8 protein-coding genes and 5 tRNA genes are annotated in these 11,688 nt (G+C 70.5%); 1 reads left to right on the top strand and 12 read right to left on the bottom strand.

Annotation, left to right across the window (positions count from 1 at the left end; translation table 11 throughout):
• The first annotated feature begins 16 nt into the window (after window positions 1-16).
• Window positions 17-2,176, top strand: coding sequence for an LTA synthase family protein (locus tag NW198_RS01495; protein ID WP_258339738.1), 2,160 nt, complete (start codon window positions 17-19; stop codon window positions 2,174-2,176).
• Between the two features lie 89 nt (window positions 2,177-2,265).
• Here the strand turns inward: NW198_RS01495 and NW198_RS01490 are convergent.
• The 12 genes from NW198_RS01490 to NW198_RS01435 all read right to left on the bottom strand — a co-directional run bounded on the left by NW198_RS01490 (window position 2,266) and on the right by NW198_RS01435 (window position 11,643).
• A tRNA-Val gene (locus NW198_RS01490) sits at window positions 2,266-2,340 on the bottom strand.
• 114 nt (window positions 2,341-2,454) lie between these two features.
• A complete protein-coding gene (locus NW198_RS01485; protein ID WP_258339737.1) occupies window positions 2,455-3,852 on the bottom strand; it encodes a lysylphosphatidylglycerol synthase transmembrane domain-containing protein in 1,398 nt (465 codons plus the stop codon).
• Between the two features lie 99 nt (window positions 3,853-3,951).
• Window positions 3,952-4,431 (bottom strand): YbaK/EbsC family protein, encoded by a 480-nt coding sequence (locus NW198_RS01480; protein ID WP_258339736.1) that lies wholly within the window; start codon window positions 4,429-4,431, stop codon window positions 3,952-3,954.
• Between the two features lie 54 nt (window positions 4,432-4,485).
• Window positions 4,486-5,565: a tRNA 2-thiouridine(34) synthase MnmA gene (mnmA, locus tag NW198_RS01475; RefSeq protein ID WP_258339735.1), complete on the bottom strand. Its 1,080-nt coding sequence runs from the start codon at window positions 5,563-5,565 to the stop codon at window positions 4,486-4,488.
• Complete coding sequence (locus NW198_RS01470) at window positions 5,562-6,845, bottom strand: cysteine desulfurase family protein (RefSeq protein WP_258339734.1); 1,284 nt, start codon at window positions 6,843-6,845, stop codon at window positions 5,562-5,564. Before NW198_RS01470 ends, mnmA begins: the two co-directional genes overlap by 4 nt.
• A gap of 2 nt (window positions 6,846-6,847) precedes the next feature.
• On the bottom strand, window positions 6,848-7,819 hold the full coding sequence (locus tag NW198_RS01465) for a putative ABC transporter permease (protein WP_258339733.1): 972 nt from the start codon (window positions 7,817-7,819) through the stop codon (window positions 6,848-6,850).
• Between the two features lie 87 nt (window positions 7,820-7,906).
• A tRNA-Gly gene (locus tag NW198_RS01460) sits at window positions 7,907-7,982 on the bottom strand.
• A 130-nt stretch (window positions 7,983-8,112) separates the two neighbouring features.
• Window positions 8,113-8,186, bottom strand: a tRNA-Cys gene (locus NW198_RS01455).
• Window positions 8,187-8,224: 38 nt separating this feature from the next.
• A tRNA-Gly gene (locus NW198_RS01450) sits at window positions 8,225-8,300 on the bottom strand.
• Between the two features lie 81 nt (window positions 8,301-8,381).
• The gene (locus NW198_RS01445) at window positions 8,382-9,152 is read right to left on the bottom strand and encodes an anti-sigma factor antagonist (protein WP_258339732.1); all 771 of its coding nucleotides are present in this window, start codon (window positions 9,150-9,152) and stop codon (window positions 8,382-8,384) included.
• Between the two features lie 48 nt (window positions 9,153-9,200).
• Complete coding sequence (locus tag NW198_RS01440) at window positions 9,201-11,495, bottom strand: GAF domain-containing SpoIIE family protein phosphatase (RefSeq protein ID WP_258339731.1); 2,295 nt, start codon at window positions 11,493-11,495, stop codon at window positions 9,201-9,203.
• Between the two features lie 57 nt (window positions 11,496-11,552).
• Window positions 11,553-11,643 (bottom strand) — tRNA-Leu (locus NW198_RS01435).
• Between the last annotated feature and the right edge of the window lie 45 nt (window positions 11,644-11,688).

The raw sequence follows: 11,688 nt of genomic DNA, 5'->3' as shown, positions 1-11,688 counted from the left end.
GGAGTGCGCAAGGCCCATGCTCGAGCCCATCCCTCAGATCGCCGCGCTCGCACTGAGCGCGCTCGTCGCCGCCGCGGTCCTCGTGCCGCGGCGCAGGCTCGCACGCGCGAGGCCCGCCCATCTGCCCGACCTTCTCTGGCTCCTGCCGGCAGTGAGTGCGCTCTCCGCCGTGCTGGCCTGGTGCGGGGGCGGGCTCTACGAGAGCGCCTCCGACCCGCTCGCGCTCGCGCTGCTGTGCCTCGCGGCGCTGCTCGAGGGCGCCTGCGCCCTGCTGCGCAGGCAGGCCCTCGACGCCCTTGACGCCCTCCCGGGGGCGGACCGCCCCGCTCGGACTCGCCGGGAGGCCATACGCGCGGGCATCGCGCTCGTCGCGCTGCTCGGGTCCTGCGCGCTCGCGTGGCTCTCGCTCGAGCTCCCCTGGAACCCCGACCTCCTCCAGATCGACCCGTCCTTCTCGACCTTCGAGGTCCTTCTCGTCCTGGGGGCGCTCGCCTTCCTCTACTTTTCCTGCCAGCGACGGGGCGCGGGCATGGCCGTGGGCGTGGTCGCGCTCTCGCTCGTGGGCCTGGCGCAGTTCTTTGTCACGCGCTTCAAGTCCGCCTCGATCATGCCCGCCGACCTTCTCGCCCTCGGGACCGCCGCCGAGGTCAGCGGCGGCTACGCCTTCTCCGTGGACAGCTCCGTCGTCCTGGGCCTCGCCTGCGCGCTCGTGGCCGTGGGGCTCTGCGCGTTTGTCGCCCCCTCCCGCCCCTCCACGCCCGACGGCGCCTTTGGCAACGTCATGGGCAACGCCCTCGCCGCGCTCGCGGTCGCGAGCCTGCTTTGGTCGGGCGTGACCGCCGACCCGGGCAAGACGCTCGGGGTGGAGGTCGACTACTGGGACTCCGTCGGCTCCTACCGCGAGCACGGGTTTCTCCCCTCCTTCGTGAAGGTCGCGCAGGACCTGTCCATCGACCGCCCCGAGGGCTACTCCGACGCCGAAGCCGCCGAGCTCGAGGCGCGCTACGCCGCCGCCTACGACGAGGACGCCGAGAAGGGCGGTCGGCGCGAGGCCGCCACGCGTCAGTTCAACGAGGAGCGCCCGAGCATCGTCTGCGTCATGGACGAGTCCTTCGCCGATCTCTCCTTCCTGGACGGGCTCGGCGTGGGCTACGAGGGGCCGGAGTTCTACGCCAGCTGGCCGGGCGCCGCGCTGCGCGGGGACCTCGCGGTCTCGGTCCAGGGCGGCGGGACCTGCAACACCGAGTTCGAGTTCCTCACGGGGGTATCCCTCGCCTTTGTGGGCGGGGGCAGCTACCCCTACACGCTCTACGACCTCTCCGACGCCCCGAGCCTCCCCCGCCAGCTCGCGTCTCTTGGCTATAAGACGACTGCCATCCATCCGGGCAAGGCGACCAACTGGAACCGGGCAAGCGTCTACGAGGAGCTCGGCTTCGACGAGTTCATCGACGTCGAGGACTTTGCGGGGGCGCGGCAGGTCCACGGCACCATCGCCGACGGCGCGGCCTTCGACCGGACGCTCGAGGTGCTCGAGGAGGGCGAGGGCCCGCAGTTCGTCTTCTGCCTCACGATCCAGAACCACGGCAGCTACCTGCAGGCCAACGTCGACGAGGCGCTGCGCCCCGGCTACTCCGTCGAGGGGCTCACGTCAAACCAGGTCTTCGCGCTCAACGAGTACCTCGCCTGCGTGAGCTCGACCGACCGCGACCTCGAGCGCTTCGTGGGGCAGCTCGCCGAGCTCGACGAGCCGGTGGTCCTGGTCTTCTTTGGCGACCACCAGCCCAACATCACGCCCAGGCTCGTGGACGCCCTCTATCCCGGGGCGGACCGTCTCGAGAACGCGCTGAGGGCCCATCAGTCCACCTACGCGGTGTGGGCGAACTACCCGCTCGCGTCGGCTGCGGAGGACGACGGCGCACAGGCCGCCGGCGTCTGGGACGACGCGAGCCCCGCCTACCTCGCCGCGATGGTCCTCGACGCCATCGGCGCGCCGCTCGCCGACTTCCAGAAGGTCCAGCTCGTCGCACGAGACGAGCTGCCGGCGATAAGCACCGTCGGGGCGCTCCTCGCGGACGGCGGCTGGGTCGCCGACGCGACCGCGTCCCCTCGCGCGGCGGGCGCCTACGAGGACCTCGCGACCATCACCTATCTCGAGTTCGCCCGGGCGGTCGAGTAGCGCGGGCGGGCTCGGGACGGCTACGCTGAGCCCGGGCTTGGCGTATACGAAAACAGCTCAGAGCGAACATGCTCTGAGCTGCGAGAATTTGGTGGGCGCTACAAGATTTGAACTTGTGACCTCTTCCGTGTCAGGGAAGCGCTCTCCCCCTGAGCTAAGCGCCCTTATATTGTTCCCGCTGCGTTGGGGACCGCAGCGCGAGGGATATATTAGCAAGGATCGACCCAAGAGCGCAAGCCCCATTTTGGACTTTTTTCTGGAGCCCGGGGCGAGGCGCTCTACTTCCCCTTCTCGGGACCCGGCGCCTCGTCGGCCTCGGCGGCGGCCTTCTTCGCGGCGGCGGCAGCCTTGCCGGCGGCGATCCGCGCCTCGACGTCCGAGGCGCCCGCGGGCCTCTTGCCGGCGCCCGCCGCCCCGGCCTTCTTCTTGGCGCCCGGCTTCACGGTGACGCCGCCGCGCGCTGCCCCGCGCTTCTTGCCGCCCGAGCCCTTGCCGGTCACGAAGCCCCGCACGCGCTTCCAGACGCGCTTGGCGCGGCGGTTGATGGACTCGCCGCTCGTGGAGCGCAGTCCCATGCACGGCGCGGCGATGATCACGGGCAGCAGATACTCGATCGCGCGCCAGATGACAAAGCCCGCGGTGAGGTGCACGCCGTACATGTCCTGGAAGAGGTAGGCAAAGCCCACCTCGGCGCCGCCCGCGCCGCCCGGCAGCGGCACCGCGTTGACGAGCAGCTCGAGCATGGAGCCGCTCGCCAGGCACACGAGGAAGTCCGCCGGCTCGCCGAAGGAGCACAGCACGAAGTACGGCAGCGCGTACATGCAGCCCAGCTGCAGCAGCGTCACGCCCATCGTGGCAAGCATCTCGGGCACGTTCGCCGCCGCGCGCTTGAAGGCGCGGGAGAACTCCATGACCTGGGTGTTGACGACGTCATAGTACTTCTCGTACTTGTCGTCCTTGAGCCACTTGCGGCGGTTGGCGAAGCGCAACGCCCAGTTGCCGATGGCCATGACCGGCTTGGGCAGCAGGCACAGCGCCACGAACCCCGCCACCTGCACGACCTTGAAGCCAAAGAGAAAAAGGCCTATCAGCGTGACGTCGCCGAAGGTCTCGTAGAAGTAGCTGCCGCAGAAGACGAGCATGATCGCGGCGAAGACGCCCTCGCCGGTCTCGTAGATGATGGTGCGCGTGAAGTTGAGGGCGCTCGCCGCGCCGGCCGACATGCCCGCGCGTGTGAGGCGGAAGATCTGGGCCGGAGGGGCGCCGGCGCTGTTGGGCGTGAGGCGCATGAAGAAGACGCCCGACGCCTCGACGCTCATGAGGTCGCGGATGCCCACCGGGCAGTCCGGGTCGGCCGCGACGGAGAGCACGTAGGCGAGGATGCCAAAGACGTAGTAGAACAGGAAGCAGATGACGCCCGCCACGATCCAGCTCATGTCCACGCCGGCGAGCGACGACACGAACTCGTCGACCTGACCGGTGAAGACGAGGTAGAGCGCATAGGCGACGGCGACGAAGCCTAGGAAGATGACGGTCTTGCGGACCTGTCCCATGGACTTCTTGTCCGCCGCGCTGTCCTCGGCGGAGACCGAGCGCACGGCGGAGACCTTCAGGGCGACCTTCTTGGGCGCCTTGGCCTGAGCTTTGGTGTCCTGATCTTCCTGACCTGCTGTCACGCGCGCTCCAGTTGACGTGCCGACAAGAACCGTCCCTCCAGTGTAGCGCCCCGGGGGCTCCCCGGGTGCCGCGGGACGGCGGCGGGGCCGAGTCTCCGGCTATTCTCCCTCTCTCCAGCCCTTGCCCACGTCAACCCAGCTGCGCGCTCCCGAGGCGAGCTCGAGCTCGTCGCAGGTGAGCTCGACGGCGGAGTTGGAGCTGCCCGCCGCGGGCCAGACCGTCTCGAAGCGGCGCAGGGACTCGTCGAGGTAGACGTTCACGCCCTCGTTGACGCCGAAGGGGCAGACGCCGCCCACGGCATGTCCCACGAGCTCCGCGGCCTGCTCGGCGGTGAGCATCTTGGCCTTGGTGTGGAAGGTCGCCTTGAACGCCTGGTTGTTGACGCGGGCGTCGCCGGCGAAGAGGATGAGCGTGGGCGTCTCCCCGACCATGAAGCTGAGCGTCTTGGCAATGCGCGCGGGCTCCACGCCCACCGCCGCCGCGGCGAGCTCCACCGTGGCGCTCGAGACGTCGAACTCGCGGACCCTCTCGGCCAGGCCGAACCGCGCGAGGTGCGCGCGGGCGCGCTCTATGGACATGGCTCCCCCCTCCGAGCATGTGTCACATGTCCCATTTGGGGACATGTGACACGCTCACCGCACGATGCCGCCGCCGAGGCAGCGAATGCCATCGTAGAGCACCGCAGACTGCCCGGGGGCCACGCGGCGGACGGGTTCGTCAAAGCGCAACACGGGGCCGCCCTCGGCAAGCTCGAGGTGAGTCTCGCGCAGCTCGCCGGTGTGCCGGGTCCTCACGAGGTAGCGTCCCGGCTCCGGCAGCTCGCCGGAGATCCAGCGCGCGTCCTCGAGCGAGACCTCGCGCGTGAGAAGCGCCGGGCTGTCGTGGTCCGCCGTGACGTACACGACGTTTGCGTCCACGTCGGTCGACACCACGTAGCGGGCGGGGCCGCCGCCGAGGTCGAGCCCCTTGCGCTGCCCCACCGTGAAGAGAAACGCCCCGTCATGGCGGCCGAGCACCCTCCCGGTCTCCCACTCCACGACGTCGCCGGCGCGGCGCTCGAGGGCGTCGAGCAGAAAGGTTCGGATGCCGACCGGCCCCACGAAGCAGATGCCGTCAGAGTCCGGCTTGCCCTCCACGCCAAGGCCCCGCTCGGCGCACATGCGCCGGACCTCGGCCTTGTTCGCCACCTCGCCCACGGGCAGCAGCGCCCGGGAGAGTGCCTCCTCGCCCACGCGCCACAAAAAGTAGGTCTGGTCCTTGTGCTCGTCGAGGGCGCGCAGAAGGATCGTGCGACCGTCCTTTGCGCGCGCCACGCGGCCGTAGTGGCCCGTCGCCACGAAGTCGGCCCCCTCGGCGAGGGCCCGGTCGAGGAAGGTCCCGAACTTGATCGTCTGGTTGCACATGACGTCGGGGTTGGGCGTGCGGCCGTGCGCGTAGGCGTCCACGAGGTAGTCCACGACCGTCGCCTGGTACTCGGCCTCGCAGTCCCAGACCTCGAGGTCGATCCCGAGCGTCACGGCCACGCGCTCGGCGTCGGCCAGGTCGTCCGCCCACGGGCAGCGAAAGCCGGGCAGGTCGCGCGACCAGTTGCGCATGTAGACGGCTGTGACGTCATAGCCCTGCTCCATCAGCAGCGCGCAGGCGAGCGCGGAGTCCACCCCGCCCGAGAGGCCGCAGAAGACGCGCGCGCCGCGACGGGTGCCCCGGGTCACCTCGCACACCGCCCGTTTTGGGGGCCAAAGCCCGGCGCGTTTTGGGCGTCGTGCGAGGTCGCCCCGCGCCACCCCTCCAGCAGCGCCGCCACGCGGGACGTCTGGGCGGCGTCGTCGAGCCCGAGGCGCGCCGCCTCGGCGCGCACGGCCTCCCCGATCGCCGCGGCGGCGTAGTCGACGTCCCGCTCGGTCGTGGGGCGCCCCAGCGTGAGGCGCAGGCTCCCCTCGGCGAGCGGGCGCGGCATGCCGATGGCCTCGAGCACGTGGCTCACGCGCATGCGGCTCGCCGCGCAGGCCGAGCCCGTGCCCGCCGAGACCCCCGCGCGCTCGAGCGCGATCACGAGCCGCCGCGCCTCGATGCCCGCGAACGACACGTGCAGAAGGCCCGGCAGCCGGCGCTTGGGGTTGCGCGGCCCCGAGACCGCCGCCCAGCCCACGCGCTCGTGGATGCCGGTGCGCAGGCGCTCGCGCAGCGCAGCGAGGCGGCGGGTCTCCTCGGAACGACGCTCGCAGGCGAGCTCCAGCGCCCGGGCAAACCCCACGATGCCCGCGACGTTCTCCGTGCCGGAGCGCACGCCGCCCTCCTGCCCGCCGCCATAGACGAGCGGGCGCAGCCGCACGTCGTCGGAGGCCCAGAGCAGGCCCACCTGCTTGGGGCCGTAGATCTTGGCGGCGGAGAGCGTGAGCAGGTCCACGCCCAGCGAGCTCACGTTCACCGAGAGGGCGCCCGCAGCCTGGGAGGCGTCCGTGTGCAGGTAGATGGGCACGCCCTCCCCCGCCTCGAGGCGACGCGCCCGCTCGGCAGCGACCACGCGCGCGACCTCGCGCACGGGCTGGACGCAGCCGATCTCGCCGTTGGCGAGCTCGATCGAGACGAGCTCGGTCTCGGGCCGGATCGCGCGGGCAACGGCGGAGGGGTCCACCAGGCCGTCGGCGCCCACGCGCACCGTGCGCCGGGCGTGCGTCCCCGCGCAGGCGAGCACGCTCTCGTGCTCGATCGCGTCGACGACCACGTGGCCCTCGACGGCGGCGAAGGCGAGGTTGTTGGCCTCCGTCGCGCCGGCCGTGAAGACGAGGTTGTCAGGCCGGGCGCCGATGAGGCGGGCTATGGAGCCGCGGGCGCGCTCGACGTCGTCGCGGGCCTCGCGGGCGCGCGCGTAGGGCGCGGAGGGGTTCCAGAACCGCTCCGTCAGATAGGGCAGCATCGCGGCGGCGACCTCCGGGTCCACCGGCGTTGCGGCGGCATAGTCGAGGTATACCTCTCGCTTCGGCGCGGCCATGCTCACACCTCGTCCTTCTTCGGCCCGTCCCCGACCTCGTCGAGGATGATGTCGCCGTTCTCGTCGACCTTGTCGCGGGCGTCCCCGATCTTGAGGTTCTCGAAGCGCCCGGCGATGAACTCGTCGGAATAGTTGGTGTCGACCCACTGCTCGAAGGCGTTGGCCGGGGGCACGCCCGCGTCGCGCTCCGCCTTGCGGTCAAAGCACACGAGCGTCATCACGACGTCGGCCACGAGGTAGATCGCCACGAGCGTGACGAAGACGGCCTGGCGGCGCGTGGTGGGCATGCCAATCTGATAGAGCAGGCGCGGCATGACGGCGCGGCTCCACGTGAGGCCGAGAAGCCCCCAGAAGGCCAAAAACCGCCACGCCACCCACTGGGTGATGTGGTCGGGCAGGTGCAGGTAGGTCCACGACTCCGCGTCGAAGAAGGTGGACATGGACCAGCCGGTGAGCTGCTCGAGCACGCCCCCCACCACAGCGGAGACGACAAACACCTGCCAGGCGCGCGCCCCGCGGCCGCGCAGAAAGAAGCTCAGCAGCGTGAGCAGCACCGCGCCCAGGCCGTAGAGGGGCGAGAAGGGCCCCCACACCAGGCCCACGCGGTTTTCGGTGAGGCCGGCCGTGGCGAGCATCCAGACCTCCTCGATGAGCAGGCCCGCCATGGACCCCAGGAAGAAGATGATGACGATCTGGTACCAGCCGAGGTGAAGGTGGTCGAGGTACTCGTCGACCGCGGCGGCGGAGGCGCGCCAGCGGGCGAACAGGCGGGAGAGCCCGCGGGCGCGGCCGGCCCGGGCGAGCTCGCGCTCGAGGGCGTCCTCGGACTCCTCCAGGGCCGCCTCGGCGCGCTCGACGTCGTCCTCGTCGAGCTGGTCGCCCCGGGAGAGCCACTCCCAGAAGTAGACCACGACGCGGACGAACCCCTGGATCACCGCGAAGAGAAAGACGACGAAGATGAGCGAGAGAAACATGTGCCTCCAGGCTGCCGGCAAACGCTCGGGTCCAACGGACCTCAGGATAACAAAAAGGGCCGGTCAATGACCGGCCCTGGGCTCTCATGGAGCGGGCTACGGGGTTCGAACCCGCGACCTCCACCTTGGCAAGGTGGCGCGCTACCAACTGCGCTAAGCCCGCGACGCAAGGAGATATACTACGCGAGGTCCCTCACGATTGCAAGGGCTTTTTTCTCCCACCCGGGACGTGACGGCCCGCGCGGGAGGACGTGCCATCGAAAAGGGCGCCCCGGAGGGCGCCCGTCAGGTCTTGGAGGCGAAGCCCGGATTCGAACCGGGGGTCAGGGCTTTGCAGGCCCGTGCCTTACCACTTGGCCACTTCGCCGTATGAAAAAGGCCGAACGTATCCGGCCTGAGCTCGCATGGAGCGGGCTACGGGGTTCGAACCCGCGACCTCCACCTTGGCAAGGTGGCGCGCTACCAACTGCGCTAAGCCCGCAAGTGCGAGGAATATAATACGGTCCGCCGTGGCTCCGCGCAAGCGCGATGTTGGGCAGTCATGGAGGAAATGTGAAGGGCCCTATGCGCGCAGGTCCGCATCTGCGGAAACGGCCGACGCGTCGTCGAAGAGCTTCACGAGGCGCACCACCGTGCCCTCGCCGGCGCTCTTGTGGGCGATGCTCACCGAGTCGGCGAGCAGTCGCATAAGGCGGATGCCCCTGCCCCGCTCCGAGAAGGGCCCCGCCTCGGGGGGCTCCTCGTCGTCGGGCAGCTCGAAGCCCTCGCCGCAGTCGGCGACGTCGATGGTGACGCGGTCGGGATAGGCGGCGACCGTGGCCAGCACGCCGCCCCCGCAGGTGTGGTCGACCGCGTTGCCCAGCGCCTCCCCGGAGGCGAGTGTCATGTCGAAGACCTCGTCGGGGGTGAAGGGAAGCGAGGAGAGCAGCTCGCCCACGCGCTCGCGGGCCTCCCTCAGCGAGGCGGGCTCGACGCGAAACGTCGTGCGCCACTCGGGCAGGACCGAGGGGTCGAGCGCGACGACGGCGCGCCGCTCCCCCGCTCGCGAGACGGGCATGTAGTCGAAGACCCTCATGCGGCGCAGCGCCTGATAGGCCTGGGGCGAGACGTTCATGAGCGAGAGCAGCCCGCCGGCGCCGCGCATGCGGCGCAGCTCGGTCAGGATGAGGCCCATCCCCGCGGAGTCGACGTAGCGCGCCCCCGCCATGTTGAGGAAGATGCGCCGACAGCCGCCCGAGACCAGCCGGTCGATGCGTCTGCGCAGGGCGGGCACCGTCCGCACGTCGAGGTCGCCCTCGACCGTCACCAGGGCTATGTTGACCATGTCAGGCATGGTGATGTTATTCCCCAAACCGGGCGGGCTCTAACGCCCGGGACGGCCTCAATCGCCGCGCGAGGCCGTCATCCCCGCATGCGCGGCGCCCTTCTCGCCCGGGCCCGCGCCGACCCCTCCCGGAAGGCCGTCGAAGCGCAGCGCCACCATGGCGACGTCGTCCTCGAGGCTGTGGCCCGTGAAGTCGTCGAGCGTCGAGAGCAGCCGTCCCACGAAGCCCTCGAAGGGCTTGCCGTCGGCGGACTCGCGCATCACCATGTCGCGCAGCCCCTCCTCGCCGAAGAAGGCGCCCGAGGGGTCGCGCGCCTCCGTCGTGCCGTCGGTGTAGAGCAAGAGCACGTCGCCAGGGTCAAAGCTCACGACGCCGTCCTGGTAGGAGATGTCGTGGAAGGCCCCCACGACGCCCGACTGGACGTCCAGGATGGAGATCTCCTGGGCGTCGGAGCGGATGAACAGCGCCGGGGGATGGCCCGCCGAGCAGTAGCGCATGGTACCCGTCGCCAGGTCGATGATGCCCACGAACAGCGTCGCGAACGTCTCGAGGCGCGAGAAGCCCAGAAGGAAGTCGTTGAGCGAGCGCACCATGCGCGCGGGCGCCAGGCCCTCCCAGGCATAGGCTCCCAGCGCCGTCTTCACCGCGGCGGAGACCGAGGCGGCCTCGACGCCCTTGCCCGAGACGTCCCCCATGATCACGCAGGCGCGGTGGTCCGGCAAGCGGATGAGGTCGTAGAAGTCCCCGCCCACCGAGGCCGCCTTGGTCGCCGAGGAGTAGACCGCCTGGGCGGTGAGCCCCTCGACCTTCTGGAGCTCGTTTCTCATACCCGTCTGGAGCGCCTGGGAGATGCGCTTCTCCTGCTCGCGCGCTACCGCGCCTCGGGCGATGTCGCGCACGTCGACGGCGAGCTCGCGCAGGAACTCGAGTTCCAGCTCGTCGAAGGGCTCGGCGCCGTCCGGTCGCAGCGCCATGCCGCAGAGACGGTTGCCCTCGAGCGCGCCGAAGTCGATGACGGCGCCCAGACACGGCTCGCCGAGGTCGCGCAGATAGGCGTTCAACGGCGAGTCTGGCACGATGGGCGCGACCGCCACGCCGTCGACCAGGTACGAGGCGACGAAGTCGTCAAGGTCCAGCGGCAGCTCCCGCGTCCCCGTGAGCGGCAGGTCGGCCACGACGATGCGCTGCGAGGCGTTCACGCGCATGCGGACGACCGCCGCCTCGAGCTCGTCTCCCACCTCGGCGAGGACGTCGAAGAAGCGCGCGGCGGCGCCCTCGTCCCCGTCGCCGACGTAGGAGAGCAGCTCCTCGCGGACGTCCGTGGCAAGCGCCGCGAGGCGGTCCGCCCTCTGGGCCCGGAAGGTGGTGAAGGCGCCGGCGAGCTGCACGGAGAGATAGTGCGCCACGGAGTCGAGCAGGCGCGCGTCCTCCTTGGCCACAGGGCGCAGGCGCCTCCAGCCCACCTCGATGATCGCGATGACCTGCCCGCCAAACCACACCGGCACGGGGATGAAGCTCGTGAACGGCGGCAGCAGGGCGCTCTTCATGCGCAGCACCTCGTGCGTGTCCTCGTTGACGACCTCGCGCGTGGTGAGCCTGCCCTGCCTCAGGGCGTCCCCGGTTGGCGGGCACACCCTCAGGCGAACCGCCCTCCCCTCGCGGATGGCGAGCCGCTCGACGCTGCGGCCAAAGGGCATGAAGCGCGCGATCTTCTCGCCCGCCAGCCCGCTCGAGACGCCGCGCAGGTGAAAGCCGTCCGACTCGGCGAGGTAGACGATCGTGCCGTCCGCCTCCATGGTCTGCGTGAGCTCCTCGAGCACGCGCTCGAACAGGTCCGCGATGTCGGTGGAGTCGATGGTGTCGAGCACGATCTTGAGCGTGCCGGAGAGGCGATGGTTGGCGCGGCGCAGGTCGTCGAGGGCGCGCTCGCCCTCGCGCCCCGCGCGGGCGTCCTCGTCGGCGGCGAGGGCCACGAGCAGGTAGGTCTCCCCGGGGGCGTTCACGGCGTCGCAGCGCACGCGCACGGAGACGAGGCGCCCCGAGGCGCCCGCGCAGTCCACGAGCGCCATCGAGCCGTCCAGGGGAAAGGTGAGGTCCGCCGGGTCGAAGGGGGCCACGAGGGGGTCGGGCTCGTCGGAGGCGGGGAAGAGCAGCCGCACGTCCGCGCCCACCTGGCCGCGCTCCGGGCCGAAGAGCTCCGCCGCCTCGTCGTTGACGAGAAGGACGCGGCCCGCCCCGTCGAAGACGAGGACGGCCTCGCAGGTGAGCTGAAGGAGCCGCGAGAGCGTTCCGACGAGGCTCCCCTCGCCGATGCCCTCGACGCGGCGAACGCTGAGTGCCGACCTCGTCATGCGCGCCCCCTGTCGAGATACGAAAAGCGGGTCCCCGAGGGGACCCGCGTTCTTTCGTGGTGTCGGAGGCGGGACTTGAACCCGCACGACCTTTTAGTCAGTCACTAGCACCTCAAGCTAGCGCGTCTGCCAATTCCGCCACTCCGACATGCACTGCGCTTTCGCGCAAGGAGTAGTATGCACTACCGCGCGG

The sequence above is a fragment of the Thermophilibacter sp. ET337 genome, assembly GCF_024733715.1.
Lineage (GTDB): Bacteria > Actinomycetota > Coriobacteriia > Coriobacteriales > Atopobiaceae > Thermophilibacter.
Note: the sequence above shows the minus strand (reverse complement) of the source record. Positions and strands in the feature narration are given on the sequence as shown.

Excerpts from the sequence above, each read along its gene's own strand:
- NW198_RS01495 (WP_258339738.1), top strand. The coding sequence starts at position 17 with ATGCTCGAGCCCATCCCTCAGATCGCCGCGCTCGCACTGAGCGCGCTC.
- NW198_RS01480 (WP_258339736.1), bottom strand. The coding sequence starts at position 4,431 with ATGTCCATAGAGCGCGCCCGCGCGCACCTCGCGCGGTTCGGCCTGGCC.
- NW198_RS01470 (WP_258339734.1), bottom strand. The coding sequence starts at position 6,845 with ATGGCCGCGCCGAAGCGAGAGGTATACCTCGACTATGCCGCCGCAACG.
- NW198_RS01465 (WP_258339733.1), bottom strand. The coding sequence starts at position 7,819 with ATGTTTCTCTCGCTCATCTTCGTCGTCTTTCTCTTCGCGGTGATCCAG.
- NW198_RS01445 (WP_258339732.1), bottom strand. The coding sequence starts at position 9,152 with ATGCCTGACATGGTCAACATAGCCCTGGTGACGGTCGAGGGCGACCTC.
- NW198_RS01440 (WP_258339731.1), bottom strand. The coding sequence starts at position 11,495 with ATGACGAGGTCGGCACTCAGCGTTCGCCGCGTCGAGGGCATCGGCGAG.